This window comes from Burkholderia sp. HI2500 (genome assembly GCF_002223055.1).
In the GTDB taxonomy this organism is placed as follows: Bacteria; Pseudomonadota; Gammaproteobacteria; order Burkholderiales; family Burkholderiaceae; genus Burkholderia.
This window is the reverse complement of the sequence record NZ_NKFL01000002.1, coordinates 173,321-188,959: the sequence shown is the minus strand read 5'-3', so window position 1 is coordinate 188,959 and position 15,639 is coordinate 173,321. Positions and strand designations below refer to the sequence as shown.

Sequence of the window (15,639 nt, the reverse complement as noted above, 5' to 3'; positions counted from 1 at the left end):
ATGCCCATGAGCGAATCCCGGCATGCGAGCCTGCTGGAAGAAGTGGCCGCGTACTACAGCGCGCGGCTGGCGGAGCACGGCGCGACCGCGCGCGGCGTCGACTGGAACGGCGAAACCGGCCAGTTCCTGCGCTTCGAACAACTGACGAAGATCCTGCCCGCGTCCGGCGGCCACTCGGTGAACGACATCGGCTGCGGCTACGGCGCGCTGGTCGATTTCCTGAAGGCGCGCGCGCTGCCCGACGGTTTCGCGTATGCAGGCTACGACATCTCGTCCGACATGGTCGACGCCGCGCGGCAGCGCTACCGCGACGACGCGAACGTCGCGTTTCATGTCGGCGCGGTGCCGCAGGCCGCGTCGGACTACGGGATCGCCTCCGGCATCTTCAACGTCAGGCGTGGTCACGACGACGACGCGTGGCTCGACTACATCCACGCGACGCTCGACACGCTGCACGCGACGAGCCGACTGGGCTTCTCGTTCAACTGCCTGACGTCGTATTCCGATCCGCCGTTCATGCGCCCGGACCTCCTGTACTACGCGGACCCGTGCGCGCTGTTCGATCGCTGCAAGCGCCGCTATTCGCGCCACGTCGCGCTGCTGCACGACTACGGCCTGTACGAATTCACGATTCTCGTCCGCAAGGACACCTGAGCGGCGCCGCGCGCGAGCCGCGCGGCCGGACGTCCCACCCCTTGACGCGGAGCCTGACCATGTTCGGCCCACCCAACCTCGACTGCATTCCGTTCGGCCGCCCGTTCGTGGTCGGCAAGGAGCTCTACTACATCGCGAAAGCGGTCGAGCAGGGCGGCCTCGCCGGCGACCAGGCGTTCACGAAGCTCTGCCACCGCTGGCTGGAAGCACGCATCGGCTGCCAGCGCGCGCTGCTCACGCACTCGTGCACGGCCGCGCTCGAGATGGCCGCGCTCCTCGCCGACGTGCAGCCCGGCGACGAAGTGATCATGCCGTCCTACACGTTCGTGTCGACCGCCAACGCGTTCGTGCTGCGCGGCGCGACGCCGGTGTTCGTCGACATCCGCCGCGACACGCTGAACCTTGACGAGACGCAGATCGCCGCCGCGATCACCAAGCGCACGCGCGCGATCGTGCCGGTGCACTACGCGGGCGTCGCCTGCGACATGGACGTGATCGGGCAGCTCGCGGCGGACCACGACCTGTGGGTGATCGAGGACGCCGCCCAGGCACTGCAGTCGACGTGGAACGGCAAGCCGCTCGGCAGCCTCGGCCACCTCGCGTGCCTCAGCTTCCACGAGACCAAGAACGTGATCTCGGGCGAAGGCGGCGCGCTGCTGGTCAACGACCCGCGCCTCGTCGAGCGCGCGGAGATCATCCGCGAGAAGGGCACCAACCGCAGTCAGTTCTTCCGCGGGCAGGTGGACAAGTACACCTGGGTCGACGTCGGCTCGTCGTTCCTGCCGGGCGAGCTGATCGCGGCGTTCCTGTACGCGCAGTTCGAGCACGCGGACGTGATCACCGCGCAGCGGCGCGCGACCGTGCAGCGCTACCAGGACGCGCTGCAGCCGCTGCACGCGGACGGGCTGATCGAGCTGCCCGCGATTTCGCTCGCCGAGCGCGGCAACGGCCACATGTTCTATTTCCTCGCACGCGACCTCGCCGAACGCACCGCGCTGCTGCAGCAGATCCGCGCGGTGGGCGTGAACGCGGTGTTCCACTACGTGCCGCTGCACAGTTCGCCGGCCGGCCAGCGCTACGGGCGCTGCGGCTCCGGCATGGCGGTGACGGACCTCGTCGCCGACCGGCTCGTCCGGCTGCCGCTGTACCACGACATGACCGAAGCCGAACAGGATCGCATCCTCGACGTGGTCTTCGATTTCTACCGCACCCGATAACGATGACGACTCCCACACCTGGCCTGGCGCACGGCGGTTCGCGCATCTTTACGCGACTCGACCACCCGTACTACATCCTCGCGCCGAATTTCCGGCAAACCTCCGGCGGGATCCGCGCGATGCACTACCTGTGCCACGTGCTGAACCTGCTCGGCCACGAAGCGTACGTCTGCACGGCGGTCGTGCATCCCGAGCTGCGCACGCCGCCGCTGACCAACGACATCGCGCAGGCGCACGCCCGCGCGAATCGCAGCCCGATCGTCGTCTACCCGGACGTCGTCACCGGCAATCCGTTCAACGCGCGCTGCGTCGTGCGCTACCTGCTGGCCGAGCCCGGCCGCATCAACGGCGAACCGATCAGCCTGCAGCCGAACGACCTCATCTTCACGTTCGGGCCGTCGCTGGTGCCCGAGGAATGGCAGGCGGACCTGCTGCGCATACCGCTGGTCGACACGCGCATCTTCAACAGCGACGGGGTCGACGACGCCCGCCGCAACGGCACGGCCGTCTTCATCAATCGCCACCTGCGGCGCGGCGGCACGCTGCACCCGGTCACCGCCGAGTCGATCGAAATCTCGACCCGCGTGCCGGAACGTTCGGCGCACGAACTCGCGGCGCTGTTCCGGCAGGTCGAGTGCGTGTACATGTACGAATGGTCCACCGCCGTGTTCGAAGCGCTGCTGTGCGGCTGCCCGGTCGTGTGCATCATGAATGACGCGTCGCTGTCGGAGCCGACCCGGTGGGTGATGGACGGCAAGGGCATCGCGTGGGGGCTCGACGAACACGAGATCGCCCACGCGAAGGCCACCGTTCACGAAGCGCGCGGCGTCTACCTGAAGGAAGAGGAGACGTTCTGGCAGCAGTTGCAGCACTTCGTCGAGCGGACCCAGGCCCACGCGGACACGCTGGATGCGCAGGCCGTCGCGACGGGCGCCGCCGCCCACGGACAGCCCGCGTCCGCGCCGCGCTCGTGCATCGCGGTCGTCACCGCCGAACCGGCCGACCACGCGCGCACCAGCCTGCGCTTCGCGCAGCCGTTCGCGCGGCTGGACCGCGAATGGGCGCTGACGTTCCCGGTCACGCCAGCCGGCATCGATCCCGACGCGCTGCAGCGCGCAGACCTGATCGTGCTGCAGGGCGACACGCCGGGCCTGCTGTCCGCCGCCACGCTGGAACACCTGTTCTCGCTCGGCAAGCCGGTCGTCCTCGACATCGACGTGCCGCTCGACACGCTGCTCGCCGACCTCCCCGGCGCGGCCGACAACGCGCGCCGCAAGGCGGGCATCCGCAGCGCCGTGCAGCGCGCGCATGCGATCGTCGTGCCATCGGAAACGCTGGTGCGGGAGTACCGTCATGTCAACGCCTCGGTGCACGCGCTGCCGACCGGCGTCGATCTCGAACGTCTGCACCGCGCGGCGCCCGGCGTGCGCGACCACGTGAACCTCGCGGTTTCCGGCACCGGTCTCGACGACGTGCGTCTCGAGCAGGTCCGCCATGCGCTGGCCGAGCTCCGCCGCCGGTTTCCGGGGAAGCTCCGGGTGTCGCTCGTCGGCGCGGCGCTGCCGGCCGGCTGGGATCGCGAACCGGACGTCACGCTGATCGCGGAGCCTGCCCCTTACGACCGCTACGCCGACGCGCTGAAGCGCGCGGACCTCGACATCGCGCTGGTCGCGGCGCCCGTCACGTTGCGCGACGATGCGCCGCCGCGCGCATGGCTCGAATGCTCGGCGGCCGGCGCGGCCACGGTGCTCGTCGCCACGCCGGCGCAAGGCGGCCCGGTTGTCCACGGCAGCACGGCCTGGCTCGTCGCCGACACCGCCGACGCGTGGGTCGACGCGATCGCGCACCTGATCGAGCATCCGCACACCCGCGCGCAGCTCGCCGCGGCCGCGCAGGATGCGATCCGCGCGCAGCACGACATCGGCCGCAACGCCGCGCGCCACGGTGCGCTGTACGCGCGGCTGCTGGCGGAGAACCGGACGCTGGCGCCCGTCGCCGCGACTGCGGACGCCGCACCGCGCGGCAAGCGCCTGGTCGTGTATTCGATCGATCCGGACGCATGCGCGTCGTCGCGAATTCGCCTCACGCTGCCGTTCGGTCTGCTGAACGATGAATGGGAACTCGTCCCGGGCTTCCGGGACGGCCAGCTCGACAGCAGCGTGCTGGCCACGGCCGACGCCATCCTGCTGCACCGGCTGGCGCCCGGCATGCTGACGGGCAACGACCTGTATACGATCTTCAAGCATGAAAAGCCGGTGATCTACGAGACCGACGACCTGCTGACCGACCTGCCGGCCGCGCATCCGCTCGCCGCGCAAGGCGGGATGGCCCGCGCGGGGATCGAGCTCGTGCTGCGCAACGCGGACGCCGTGATCGTATCCACGCCGTTCATCGCCAGCCGCTACCGGCTGTCGCATCCGCGCGTTCACGTGCTGCCCGACAGCGTGGACTTCGACCGGTTCTACCGCCCCGTGACGGCGCGCGGCGACGACTGCGTGACGATCGGCATCGCCGGCGCGTCGCTGCGCGCCGACAACTTCGCGCTCGTCGACGCGGCGCTGCAGGCGATCTGCGCGCGCCATCCCGGCAAGGTCCGGGTGAGTTTCGTCGGCGCGGACGTCCCGCCGGGCTGGGCCGGCCACCCGGCCGCCGGGTGCGAGCCCGAGCTTCACGACTACGACGCGCACGCGCAACGCCTGCCGGAACGGCGCTGGGACATCGCGCTGCTGCCGCTCGCCGACCACGACTACAACGCCGGCACGAGCACGATCCAGTGGCAGGAATACGCGGCGGCCGGCATCGCGTCGATCGTCAGCGACCGACCCGCCTATCGCTTCGCGCTGCACGACGGCTGCGACGGCCTGCTGGTTCCGGATGCGCCGCAGGCCTGGGTCGACGCGCTCGAGCGGCTGATCGCGAACCCGGCGCTGCGCCGCGGGCTCGCGCGCACGGCGCAGGCGAAGGTCCGCAAGCATCACGCGCTGCAGCAGGCGCTGCCGCGCTATCGCCACGTGTATCAGCAGTGCATCGACAAAGGCGCGATCGGCAACCCGCCCGGCCACCCCGATGCGCCGATCCCCGGCGCGCTGATCCTGGACGCCGAGGGCGACCTCGACCAGGTCCGGCTGAGCCTGCAGGACATCGCACGGCGGCCGGAGCAGGATCTGCTGGCGGTCGTGGTGACCACGTCGCAGGCGCCGCTGCCCGAATGGACCGACAAGGTGCGCTACCTGCACGCGCCCGCGCACGAGTACACGGCCACCGTCGAGCAACTCTGCGCACTGCCGGCGTTCGACTGGACGCTGATCGTCGAGGCGGGCGACGGGCGTGCCGCGCAGGCACGCACGCACGCCGATGCCGCGCTCGCGTAAGTCTGTGCGCGCCGTGCCGCCTGCCTGACGCTGGCGGCGCGGCGCGCTATCCCGGCAGCGCGCGCTGTGCTCAGGTGCTCGAACAGCCGCCGCAACTGCTCGAGCTGCATGAGCTCGACGAACTGCACGAACTCGAACTGCTGCTGTCTCCGGCGCCCGAGTCGAACGAACCGCTCGACCCGCCGGTTTGCACGGCAACGGGCGGCGGCGCCATCAGCACGTTCGAATGCGCGGCCCACACGGTGCCGGCGAGCGCGCCGGCGCCGAACAGCGCGGCCGTCCACAAGAGCCCGTCCGGCGTCGCGCGGTCGCCCCGGCGTTGCTCGCGGTGCGCGTCGAGCGCCGCCTCGCCGCCGCGCGTCATGCCGCCGCGCCCGACGCCGGGCAGGCGTTCGACCATGAAGTGGTACGCGACCATGAACGCCGCCATGACCATCATCAGCAGCAGCACGGGCCGGCCACGGCTCAGGCCGACCGCGAGCTTCGCCGCGCCCGCGCCGAACACGAGCAGCAGGATCGCGCGCGCGGCCATCCGCGTCGCCCGCATCTCGCCCGGCGCCCAGAGCCAGCCTTTGCGCTGCAACGCCGCGGCGCAGTCGGCTTCGCGCCACGCGAGACGCTGACGAAACGCGTAGCAGCTCGTCTCGCCGCCGGGTTGCCGCCGCAGCCATTCCCAGTCGGCGCCATACACGCCTGCGTGTCGCGGATCGTCGATCCGCACCCGCGCGTCGTGACCCTTGCTCATCCGCAGCTCGATCGCACCGGCATGCGCGAGCGACAGCATCACGACCTGCGCCATCCGCGCACCGCCGCCCGCGAGATACGCCGCTTCCTCCGCGCTCAGGTCAGGCGACGATTCGGGGGCGCGCGTTCCCCACACCCGGTGGCGGTATTCGATCCACTGCAGGCCGGCGATCAGCAGCAGCGCGGCGGTGCAGAGCGGCACATAGAACAACCCGAGAAAGTCCGGCCCCGAGAAGTCCAGCACATTGAAATCGCTCGCGCTCGCGCAGGTCGCCGCGACGCTGATCGCCGCCGTCGGCCACGCGAACTTCGCGATGCGCCGCCAACGTCGCGGGCGCGCGGCGGGCGCGCTCGACGGGCCGTCGCGCCGTTCCGCGCGCTGCACCGGGGCGTCGGCGGGCACGGCCTCGGCGACGGGGCGCGGCCAGATCGCTTCGGGCGGCTCGCAGCCGAACAGCCTGCGATAGCTGTCGAGCGTGTCGCGATAGCGCTGCGCGTACACGGCGGCCTCGTCGGGCGCGCCCGTGCCGGGCATGTGATGCAGCCGCGCGCGCAGCACGCCGGCGCAGAAGACGTCCCAGTATTCGAGCGTGTACTGCAGGTGGAAATGCCACGCGGCATCGACCGCGACCGACGGCGTGACCGGATGCCCGGCCGCCTGCGCGAGGAACGCGAAGCGCTTGTATTCGTCGATCACGGCCAGCGCATGCGCATGCGACCAGCCTTCGGCTTCGGCAAGGCGCCGGCTGTACGGCAGGGGCGCGGTCGGATCGTCGGGGGAATAGGCGTGCAGACGCGCGAGCAATGCCTGCTGCGCATCGGTCAGCGCGCGGGCATCGACTGCGGTCGGGGTAGACAGGATGGCAGCCATCGGGAGTCGGCGCGATGCGCGGACGGCCGCCGCGATCGTCGCTTGGAGTTGTCGTTGCGGGCGATTCTCGCACAACGGCGAGGCAACTCGACATCGGCACGCCCGCTACGGCCGGCGCCCGTGGTGCGGCCGGTAACGGCTCCCGATTCGACCCGAAGATTGGATTCGTAAGATAATGTCGTGCTACTGAAAGGCGAGCCAAGGGCCAGGCTCGGCGAATCCCAAAAAAGAACCGGAACACAAGTTTGAACAGGCGAAACTTTTTGATGGCGGCAGCGTTGGTGCCGCTTCTCGGGGCATGCAGTCGTGACAAGAAGTCCGTGACATTCGAGCCACGGCAAATCCTGACCGGCCCCACGCCGAAAAACGGGGGCAGCCACATCCTGACGTTCGGCGACGACGGCATCACCTTCCTGCTCGACGGTGCGCCATTCCAGATTCGTAGCGGCGAGATGCATCCCGCACGCATCCCGCGCGAGTACTGGCGCCACCGAATCCAGATGGCAAAGGCAATGGGGATGAACACCATCGCCGTCTACGTCATGTGGAATTTCCACGAGACGGCCGCGGGCAAATTCGATTTCGAGTCAGACGAACGCGACGTCGAGACTTTCATGCAGCTCTGCCAGGACGAAGGCATGTGGGTGCTGCTACGCCCCGGCCCGTATATCTGCGGCGAGTGGGATCTCGGTGGCATCCCTTCACGCCTGCTCGCACACGATGACATTCAATTGCGCGTGGGCTCGCACCGTGACCCGCGCTTCATGGAAGCGGCGCGCCAGTACATTGCCGAGCTGGTGCCGCGAGTACGCCCGTTGATGTCGGCAAACGGCGGCCCGATCCTGCTGATCCAGATCGAAAACGAGTATGCGACCTACGGCGACGACATCGCCTATCTGGAGGAAATACGGCGCGCATGGGTTGACGGCGGCATCACGGGGCCGTTCTTTACCGACGATGGTGTCAAGCAATTGCGGGAAAATCGAACTGCGCTTGACGGCTGCGCGATCGGCCTCAGTGGGCCGAAGGCGCACGACATCGATCGGATACGCGAAGAATTCCCCGGTTCTACCGTCATGGGTGGCGAAGTCTATCCGGGCTTCTTTACCCATTGGGGCGACCGGAAATTCCAGGGGGACGATTCCGATATCTCGCGCGAGCTATCGGATTTCATGCGCTATGGCCTGTCGTTCAGCATTTACGTGATCCACGGCGGCACGAGCTTCGGCTTCACGGCCGGCGCGAACCGCGACCACAAGACAGGCGACTATCAACCTGACATCACGAGCTATGACTACTTCGCGCCAATCGACGAACAGGGACGTGCAGCGGCCAGCTTCACGCGCTACCGCGACCTGATTCAGGCGCACCTGTCCGAACCGCTCCCGCCCGTACCGGCTGCACCGCCTACGATCGAGCTCGCCGGCGATCATTCGCTACGGCCGTTTCTTTTCGCTTCGCTATGGGACAACCTGCCGGCACCGATCGCGACAAGCGACGCGCCGCGGCCGATGGAAATGCACGGCCAACAGGCCGGCTTCGTCCTTTACCGCCACGCGGACATCGGCGGAGCCGGCGGCCCGCTATCGGCGGGTGACGTTCACGACTATGCGACAGTGTTCGTCGACACTGAATATGCTGGCGGCATGACGCGCACGAAAATGCCGCGATATCTCGCGGAAGGGCTGCGCGTCGTACCAAACAGCGAGCACGTCACACTTCCGACCGGTGGCAAGGTGCTCGATGTGCTCGTCGAAGGCATGGGCCGCGTCAACTACGGTGACGACCTGATTGATCGAAAGGGGATCAACGGGGACGTGACGGTCGGTGCGAAGCCGTTGCGTGAATGGACAACGTACGCGCTCCCGATGGACGCCGAGTACATCACGAGTCTGCGACAAGTCTGCACAAATCCGCTGCGACCCGGCCTGTTCTTCAAGGCTGCTCTCATGCTCAACCAGGTAGGCGATACGTTCCTGGACATGCGTGGTTGGATCAAAGGCATTGTATGGGTCAATGGGCGCAACCTCGGCCGCTACTGGAACGTCGGCCCTCAATATCGACTGTTCTGCCCCGCCCCGTGGCTGCGAACCGGGTACAACGAAGTGGTGATCTTCGACATGCATCAAATCACGCCGGCACCGATCGACCTTCGTTCAACGCTCACCGGCTGATCCGCCGCCGCGCCGCAGCAGCCTTGGCATTCCGCTCGACCACCCCACCGGGGGCGGTCCGGTCTTACAAGACAGCACCAACACCCGCAGCCAAGCTGCAGGCCCAGGCGTTCCACGACCGGCTGAAGGTCGAGCTATGGAACCACGCGAGGCTCGACCAAACGCCGCGCCACGCCCGGAACGCTGCTGTCATCCGCTAAGTCGGCGATCGCGAGGGGTTGCCGGGCCTGGAAACGTCGAAAACGTACCTGCCCGTTGTGCAGTGATCGGTCGCCGCCGGCCGCCGCGCCGGCAACAGCGTAAACACGGCCAACCGGCGCCGGCTAAACGCAATTTCATCGTAGTCAGGGGCAACGACGAAGTAACGAAACCGCCGAGAGCCTGACCCGGTTCGACCCGCCCGGCTGGGATCGAACCAGCAACCCCTGCCTTCGGAGTTTTACCTACGTTCCCCCCGCCCTTGCCCGGCAAGGGCTCGACACGCGTCGCACAGCGCAAAACCAAGGCTGCACAAGGTCAATCAAGGCCGCCCCGGCTCACGCCAGCTGCAATCCGGCTGCACGGCTCGCGCCGCATCCGCCCGTGACGTGCCCGTCGAGCGCCCATCAAGCCCCCCACGGAAAGCGTAAGGCCCGATGCACGTCGCGACACGCGCCGCGCTGCGTCTCCGCACAGGCGACGCATGCGTGTCGTTGAACGCCGCCCGGCGAAGCTCGACCATGGGAACCCTCTCCACTGCCTCACTGCCCGGGACCTCGCCATGGCAAGCAGCACGACATCGACAAGCCTCCACCCCGCGCCGGCCGGCGACTGCGACGCGCTCCCGCATCGGGAGCGCCGGCCATGATCGTACGCACCTTGCAGGGCGACACCGTCGACGCGCTGTGCTGGCGCCACTATGGCCGCACGGACGGCACCGTCGAAACGGTGCTCGAAGCCAACACCGGGCTCGCCAGCCTCGGCGTCGTGCTGCCGGCCGGCACGCCCGTCCATTTGCCGCCGCTCGACACCGCCACGCGCGCCCGGCCGTTGCTGCAACTGTTTGACTGACCCTGGAATCGCCCGCATGGCCGAACCGAACCTCACCACCGCCGCGATGCTGTCCGCCGCGATCGGCGTCGCCGGGCTCGCGCCCGGCATCGACGGCAACGCGCTGATCGGCGCGTTCACGGGCGCCGCGCTCGTGGTCGTCACGTCGAAGGAAATCGGCGTCGCACGGCGCGCCGCGTACTTGCTGATCTCGCTCGTGATGGGCTATCTCGCCGCACCGGAAATCGTCGGCGCCACCCCGATCCATTCGACGGGCGTCGCCGCGTTCTTCGCGGCCGCGCTCGTCATCGCCGTCACGCTGCAACTCATCGAACGGGTCAAGACGCTGGACCTGCTCGCGCTGTTCCGCAAGGGGGGATGACATGCCGCTCCCGCTCGTGCTGATCGCGCTCTGCGCCCACGTCGCCGTGCTCGTGCGCGTGCTCACCTACCGGCGCAACGGCGCGCGGCACCGTCATCGCGCGTCCTGGTTCGCCTGGATCGTCGTGGCGGTCGCCGGCGGCGCATCGATCGAATTGCTGCTGCATGCCGGCTCCGTCGGCTTCTTCGAAGCGGCTACCGCCGTGCTGCTGGCGATGTCCGTCTGCGGCACGCGCGGCAACGTCGCCCGCCTGCTCAGGAGTGAATGAATCATGAAGACCCGCCGCCTCGGCGACCACGGCGACGACGTCGGCCTGCTGCAACGCCGGCTGATCCGCGCCGGCTATCCGGTGCAGGTCACGCACCTCTACGACGCGGCGACCGAAGCCGCCGTGATCGCGCTGCAACGAAACACCGGCCTCGTCGACGACGGCATCGCCGGCCCGAAGACCTGCGCCGCGCTGGCCACCGGCCGGCGCGATCCGACCCACCTCGCGCTCGCCGATCTCGAACGCGCCGCACGCACGCTCGACGTGCCGCTCGCGTGCATTCGCGCGGTCAACGAAGTCGAGTCGCGCGGCGCCGGGTTCCTGCCCGACGGCCGGCCCGTGATCCTGTTCGAACGCCACGTGTTCTGGAAGCGGCTGCAGGCACGCGGCATCGATCCCGCACCGTTCGCGGCGCGCCAGCCGGACATCGTGTCGCGCACGCGCGGCGGCTATCGCGGCGGCGCCGCGGAATACACGCGCCTCGCGACGGCCGAGTCGATCGATGCCGGCGCCGCGTGGGAATCCGCGAGCTGGGGCGCGTTCCAGGTGATGGGCTATCACTGGGCGCGTCTCGGCTATCCCGGCATCGACGAATTCGTCGCGTGCATGGAAAGCGGCGAAGCCCGGCATCTCGACGCCTTCGTCCGTTACATCGCGGCCGACGACGCGCTGCGCCGCGCGCTCCGCGACCGCCAGTGGGCCGCATTCGCACGCGCGTACAACGGCCCCGACTACGCGGCGAACCTCTACGACGTGAAGCTCGCGCGCGCCTATGACCGCTATGCGTCGCAACCGGCCGCGTCGACGCCGGGCGGATCCGCATCGACCGGCGCCCCGTCCGCCGCATGAACGGGCTCGCCGCGAAATTCGCCGCCTGCGTCGCCGCGCTTGCCGCGTGCGCCGTCGCGGCGCTGGTCGTGCATGCGCTGCGCGCCGACCTGGGCGCCACACGGCAGCAACTCGTCGAGGCACGACAGGCGCTCGCCGGGCGCGACGACGTCATCGCGCGCATGCGGCAGGACACCGCCGAGCGCGCCCGACAGCAGGCCCGGCTCGACCGCTCGCAGGCCGCGATCGCGTCGAAGCTCGACGCCACCCGACTTGAAAACCGGAGATTGACCGATGAAAACGCCGCGCTTCGCGCCTGGGCTGGTACTCGTCTGCCTGACGACGTTGTCCGCCTGCAAGCCAATCCCGCTCTCACCGGCGCCGACGCTTACGTCGAATACGTGCCAGGCGGTGAGCCCCTGCACGCTGCCGATGCTCGCGCCCCGCACCAACGGTGAGCTCGATGCCGCGCTCACGCTCGCGAAGGCGGCCTGGGCGACCTGCGCGGCGCAAGTCGACATGATCGCGGCATGCCAGGCCGGCACGCCCGCAACCCGCCACGGAGCGCATCCGCATGATTAAGCCAGACAGCCTGCGGCAGGCGCTCGTCGCCGCCATCCCGTCACTCGGAACCGAACCGGGCGCGCTGACCGTGCTCGTCGAGCAAGGATCGATTGCGACCACCGGCACGCTGACGCCGTCGTTCGAATACCGGTACACGGCCCACGTGCTCGCGATGAATTTCTCCGGCGACACGGATCCGGTGTTCGTCGCGGTCGTCGAATGGGTCCGCAAGAACCAGCCGGATCTCGTGACGAATCCCGCCGCGCGCACGAGCGGCATCACCTTCGAGGTCGGCGTTCGCGACCCGGCGGCAATCGACCTGTCGATCCGGCTGGCGCTGACGGAAAGCGTCAACGTCGCAATTGGGCCGGACGGCCGGCACGTGATCACCCACGTCGACGACACGCTGGTCGATCCGGCCAACACGCTCACCTGGGTCGCGCTGCCGCAGATCAGGTAAGCCCGGTAAGCCCATCTTCACGCACACGGCATCGGAGTCGCGTGCGGCCGAGAGAACGCCGTGCGCCGTGAGTACGCGGTGTTCTTCCGCATACATTCGCCCCGGCAACGGCTGCGCGCGGCAGCCGGCCATCTCGTTTCGGCCGCCTCGTTTCGGCCACCGTAACGAATCCTCGCGCCGCGATCGCAACGCCGATCGCCCGCTTTCCCGCTCGCGCATTGCCGTCGAATCAGCCGGTGCAGGCAATGCGAGCTGCATTGACAGCATCACCTGTGGCGGCACTTCCATGTGCCCCTTGCACCAACGTCCCGTCTATGCGGCTCTCCGCCGCGACAACCCCATCTGCATTTCGTCGCCACGCAACCCGTCGCATCGCCGCGGAGTCGCCGCTGCGCCGTCGCTCCGCTCACGCATTCCAGCCCCGCCACCCCATCGCCAGGGCGCACGACGCCATCCTCACGCCAACCGGTGATGCGATTTTCGACGCGCGCGTTCGTGCCGGCATCCGGTGCGCGCTGTCCTCGTCGCGACGACACAGGCCATCACTCGCGCCGTGGCTGCCCGACCGTCACCATGGCTGCATGGACGCAAATGAAATTCAACGGCAGGCACGCAACGCGGTGCGCAAGGGAACGATCCTCGCGGTCGACCATGCGGCCGCGTTGTGCCGCGTCTCGGTCGGCGACGCCGACTCCGACGGCAGCGGCCTGCAGACCAACTGGATTCCGTGGGTCGCCGGCACCGCCGGCGGCACGCGCGACTGGCTGCCGCCAACGCCGGGCGAACAGGTCGTGCTGCTCTGCCCGATGGGCGATCCGGCGCAGGGCGTCGCGCTGCGCGGCGTGTATTCGAATGCCGCGCCGGCCCCTGCCTCGAGCCCGGACACCCACGCGCGCGTCTACCCCGACGGCGCGAGCATCACGTACGACCACGCCGCGCATGCGCTCACGGCCGAGCTGCCCGCCGGCGCGACCGTGCGCATCGTCGCGCCGGGCTCGGTCGTCGTGCAGACCCGCGACGCCACGGTGAAGGCCGAGCGCATCACGTTCGACGCGCCACAGACGACCTGCACCGGCGCGATGACGGTCAAGGGCCCGTTCGCATTCGAATCGGGCATGACCGGCACCGGCGGCGCCGGCGGCGGCGCCACGATGCAGATCGACGGCGCGGCCACCTTCACCCGCGAAGTGACATCCCAGGGCATCAGCCTCCCGCATCACACGCATCGCGAACAAGGCGATGGACAACTCGTGAGCGCACCGCAATGAAAGGCATGAACGCGAACACCGGCCGCTCGATCTCGGGCCTGGACCACTTCTACCAGTCGATCGGCAGGATCGTGACGACGCCGCTCGCGTCGTGCGTGAAACGCCGCACGTTCGGCTCCGAGCTGCCCGACCTGATCGACGCACCCGGCAACGGCACCGTGCGCACCCGGCTGTACGCGGCCGTCGCGACGGCGCTCATGCGCTGGGAGCCGCGCCTGACGCTCACGCGCGTCGTGCTCGCCGCCGACGACGCGAATGCGGCCGCCGGGTCGGTCTATCTCGACATCGAAGGCTGGACCGGCGAGAACGGCACGATCGTGTCGACCCGCGTGCCGATGACGAACGGGAGCCCCGCATGAGCGTGACGCCGATCGACCTCTCGCAGCTGCCGTCACCCGACGTCGTCGAAACGATCGACTACGAAACCCTGCTTGCCGCGCGCAAGGCCCGCTTCGTGTCGCTCTACCCGGCCGACGAGCAGGCCGAAATCGCCGCGACGCTCGCGCTCGAATCGGAGCCGGTCGTGAAGCTGCTCCAGGAGAACGCGTACCGCGAGATCGTGCTGCGGCAGCGCGTGAACGACGCCGCGCGCGCCGTGATGCTCGCCTACGCGGTCGGCACGGACCTCGATCATCTCGCCGCGCTGTTCGGCATCCGGCGCCTGACGATCACGCCCGCCGATCCGGAACACGACGTCGCGGCGGTCATGGAAAGCGATACCGACCTGCGCGCCCGCACGCAGCTCGCGCCGCAGAGCCTGTCCGTCGCCGGCCCCGAAGGCGCGTACGTTTCGCACGCACGCAACGCGGACGGCCGCGTGCTCGATGCGTCGGCGGTCAGCCCGGCGCCGTGCGAAGTCCTCGTCTCGGTGCTGGCGCGCGATGGCGACGGCACGGCGGACCCGGCGCTGATCGCCGCGGTGGCGGCCGCGCTGCAGGCCGACGACGTGCGGCCGCTGACCGACAAGGTCACGGTGCGCGGCGCGGAAATCCTGCGCTACCAGGTGCGCGCGCGGCTCGTGTTCTTCGCCGGCCCGGATCGCGCGGTGGCGCTCGCGGAAGCCAACCGCGCGATGAAGAAATACACCGAATCCATGCACCGCCTCGGGATGGAGGTCACGCTCGACGGGATCTACGCGGCCGCCCGCGCGGCCGGCGTGCAGAAGGTGATCCTCGAAAGCCCGTCCGCCGGCCTGCCGGCGACGAAGCAGCAGGCGCCGTATTGCACCGGGATCGAACTGATCGACGGCGGGGTGTACAGCAATGAATGACGTCCTCCCGCCGAATGCGACGCGGCTCGAACGCCGGCTCGCCGCGACGAACGCGCGCATCGACGACGTGCCGACGCCGCTCGCGACGCTGATGAATCCGGACGCGATCCGGTCCGACCTGCTGCCGTGGCTCGCATGGCACCTCGGCGTCGATGCGTGGAAGGACTACTGGCCCGAGTACGTGAAGCGCGCCCGGGTCGGACAGGCGATTCCGATCGCCCGCCGCAAGGGCACCGCCGCCGCGGTGCGCGAAGTCGTCGCGGCCTTCGGCGGAAACATCGTCCTGCGTGAATGGTTCGAGCAGCGCCCGCCGGGCCAACCCGGCACGTTCGACCTCGTGATGACGGTCAGCGGCCAGGAAGGCCAGCCGCCGACCGCCGAATACGTCGCCGACATCCTCGCGGAAATCGACCGGACCAAGCCGGTACGGGCGCACTACACGTTCACGCAGGGCTTCGAGATGCGGGGCCGACAACCGGTCGGCGCCGCCGCGCGCGTGGCGGCCTATCGCCGCCTGAACCTCACCGACTACTGATCGC

General features: G+C 69.2%; 16 protein-coding genes. 15 read left to right on the top strand and 1 reads right to left on the bottom strand.

Annotation, left to right across the window (positions count from 1 at the left end; all coding sequences use genetic code 11):
* The first annotated feature begins 6 nt into the window (after positions 1–6).
* From CFB45_RS00960 to CFB45_RS00950, 3 genes are read left to right on the top strand one after another with little or no spacing between them, the layout of a single operon-like run.
* Positions 7–654 carry a class I SAM-dependent methyltransferase gene (locus tag CFB45_RS00960; RefSeq protein ID WP_089424217.1) on the top strand — a complete coding sequence of 216 codons (648 nt, stop codon included), beginning with the start codon at positions 7–9 and terminating at the stop codon, positions 652–654.
* A 59-nt stretch (positions 655–713) separates the two neighbouring features.
* Complete coding sequence (gene rffA, locus CFB45_RS00955) at positions 714–1,871, top strand: dTDP-4-amino-4,6-dideoxygalactose transaminase (RefSeq protein WP_089424216.1); 1,158 nt, start codon at positions 714–716, stop codon at positions 1,869–1,871.
* Positions 1,872–1,873: 2 nt separating this feature from the next.
* Positions 1,874–5,242 carry a glycosyltransferase gene (locus tag CFB45_RS00950; RefSeq protein ID WP_089424215.1) on the top strand — a complete coding sequence of 1,123 codons (3,369 nt, stop codon included), beginning with the start codon at positions 1,874–1,876 and terminating at the stop codon, positions 5,240–5,242.
* Positions 5,243–5,312: 70 nt separating this feature from the next.
* Here the strand turns inward: CFB45_RS00950 and CFB45_RS00945 are convergent, their stop codons facing one another.
* Entirely contained in the window at positions 5,313–6,857 is a 1,545-nt protein-coding gene (locus CFB45_RS00945) for a TIGR04222 domain-containing membrane protein (protein ID WP_089424214.1), read from the bottom strand.
* 266 nt (positions 6,858–7,123) lie between these two features.
* On the opposite strand from CFB45_RS00945, the gene CFB45_RS00940 reads away from it, so the two are divergent.
* The 12 genes from CFB45_RS00940 to CFB45_RS00880 all read left to right on the top strand — a co-directional run bounded on the left by CFB45_RS00940 (position 7,124) and on the right by CFB45_RS00880 (position 15,635).
* Positions 7,124–9,031 (top strand): beta-galactosidase, encoded by a 1,908-nt coding sequence (locus CFB45_RS00940; RefSeq protein WP_089424213.1) that lies wholly within the window; start codon positions 7,124–7,126, stop codon positions 9,029–9,031.
* 843 nt (positions 9,032–9,874) lie between these two features.
* Entirely contained in the window at positions 9,875–10,081 is a 207-nt protein-coding gene (locus CFB45_RS00930) for a tail protein X (protein ID WP_069246838.1), read from the top strand.
* A gap of 16 nt (positions 10,082–10,097) precedes the next feature.
* A complete protein-coding gene (locus tag CFB45_RS00925; protein WP_069246837.1) occupies positions 10,098–10,442 on the top strand; it encodes a putative holin in 345 nt (114 codons plus the stop codon).
* Position 10,443: 1 nt separating this feature from the next.
* Positions 10,444–10,710: a phage holin family protein gene (locus tag CFB45_RS00920; RefSeq protein WP_089424212.1), complete on the top strand. Its 267-nt coding sequence runs from the start codon at positions 10,444–10,446 to the stop codon at positions 10,708–10,710.
* Between the two features lie 3 nt (positions 10,711–10,713).
* Complete coding sequence (locus tag CFB45_RS00915) at positions 10,714–11,559, top strand: N-acetylmuramidase domain-containing protein (RefSeq protein ID WP_089424211.1); 846 nt, start codon at positions 10,714–10,716, stop codon at positions 11,557–11,559.
* A complete protein-coding gene (lysB, locus tag CFB45_RS39320) occupies positions 11,556–11,996 on the top strand; it encodes an Rz-like lysis system protein LysB (RefSeq protein WP_089424210.1) in 441 nt (146 codons plus the stop codon). Before CFB45_RS00915 ends, lysB begins: the two co-directional genes overlap by 4 nt.
* A complete protein-coding gene (lysC, locus tag CFB45_RS39250) occupies positions 11,884–12,120 on the top strand; it encodes an Rz1-like lysis system protein LysC (RefSeq protein ID WP_226207559.1) in 237 nt (78 codons plus the stop codon). The genes lysB and lysC overlap by 113 nt, the downstream gene beginning before the upstream one ends.
* Positions 12,113–12,562, top strand: coding sequence for a phage tail protein (locus tag CFB45_RS00900; RefSeq protein WP_089424209.1), 450 nt, complete (start codon positions 12,113–12,115; stop codon positions 12,560–12,562). Before lysC ends, CFB45_RS00900 begins: the two co-directional genes overlap by 8 nt.
* 581 nt (positions 12,563–13,143) lie before the next feature.
* Positions 13,144–13,830, top strand: a complete 687-nt coding sequence (locus CFB45_RS00895) for a phage baseplate assembly protein V (protein WP_089424208.1) — start codon at positions 13,144–13,146, stop codon at positions 13,828–13,830.
* The gene (locus CFB45_RS00890; protein ID WP_089424207.1) at positions 13,827–14,189 is read left to right on the top strand and encodes a GPW/gp25 family protein; all 363 of its coding nucleotides are present in this window, start codon (positions 13,827–13,829) and stop codon (positions 14,187–14,189) included. Before CFB45_RS00895 ends, CFB45_RS00890 begins: the two co-directional genes overlap by 4 nt.
* Positions 14,186–15,100, top strand: a complete 915-nt coding sequence (locus tag CFB45_RS00885) for a baseplate J/gp47 family protein (protein WP_089424206.1) — start codon at positions 14,186–14,188, stop codon at positions 15,098–15,100. The genes CFB45_RS00890 and CFB45_RS00885 overlap by 4 nt, the downstream gene beginning before the upstream one ends.
* Positions 15,093–15,635 (top strand): phage tail protein I, encoded by a 543-nt coding sequence (locus tag CFB45_RS00880; RefSeq protein ID WP_089424205.1) that lies wholly within the window; start codon positions 15,093–15,095, stop codon positions 15,633–15,635. Before CFB45_RS00885 ends, CFB45_RS00880 begins: the two co-directional genes overlap by 8 nt.
* Positions 15,636–15,639 lie beyond the last annotated feature (4 nt).

Coding starts and splice junctions, on each gene's coding strand:
- CFB45_RS00960 (WP_089424217.1), top strand. CDS start 7: ATGAGCGAATCCCGGCATGCGAGCCTGCTGGAAGAAGTGGCCGCGTAC.
- rffA (WP_089424216.1), top strand. CDS start 714: ATGTTCGGCCCACCCAACCTCGACTGCATTCCGTTCGGCCGCCCGTTC.
- CFB45_RS00950 (WP_089424215.1), top strand. CDS start 1,874: ATGACGACTCCCACACCTGGCCTGGCGCACGGCGGTTCGCGCATCTTT.
- CFB45_RS00945 (WP_089424214.1), bottom strand. CDS start 6,857: ATGGCTGCCATCCTGTCTACCCCGACCGCAGTCGATGCCCGCGCGCTG.
- CFB45_RS00940 (WP_089424213.1), top strand. CDS start 7,124: ATGGCGGCAGCGTTGGTGCCGCTTCTCGGGGCATGCAGTCGTGACAAG.
- CFB45_RS00930 (WP_069246838.1), top strand. CDS start 9,875: ATGATCGTACGCACCTTGCAGGGCGACACCGTCGACGCGCTGTGCTGG.
- CFB45_RS00925 (WP_069246837.1), top strand. CDS start 10,098: ATGGCCGAACCGAACCTCACCACCGCCGCGATGCTGTCCGCCGCGATC.
- CFB45_RS00920 (WP_089424212.1), top strand. CDS start 10,444: ATGCCGCTCCCGCTCGTGCTGATCGCGCTCTGCGCCCACGTCGCCGTG.
- CFB45_RS00915 (WP_089424211.1), top strand. CDS start 10,714: ATGAAGACCCGCCGCCTCGGCGACCACGGCGACGACGTCGGCCTGCTG.
- lysB (WP_089424210.1), top strand. CDS start 11,556: ATGAACGGGCTCGCCGCGAAATTCGCCGCCTGCGTCGCCGCGCTTGCC.
- CFB45_RS00900 (WP_089424209.1), top strand. CDS start 12,113: ATGATTAAGCCAGACAGCCTGCGGCAGGCGCTCGTCGCCGCCATCCCG.
- CFB45_RS00895 (WP_089424208.1), top strand. CDS start 13,144: ATGGACGCAAATGAAATTCAACGGCAGGCACGCAACGCGGTGCGCAAG.
- CFB45_RS00890 (WP_089424207.1), top strand. CDS start 13,827: ATGAAAGGCATGAACGCGAACACCGGCCGCTCGATCTCGGGCCTGGAC.
- CFB45_RS00885 (WP_089424206.1), top strand. CDS start 14,186: ATGAGCGTGACGCCGATCGACCTCTCGCAGCTGCCGTCACCCGACGTC.
- CFB45_RS00880 (WP_089424205.1), top strand. CDS start 15,093: ATGAATGACGTCCTCCCGCCGAATGCGACGCGGCTCGAACGCCGGCTC.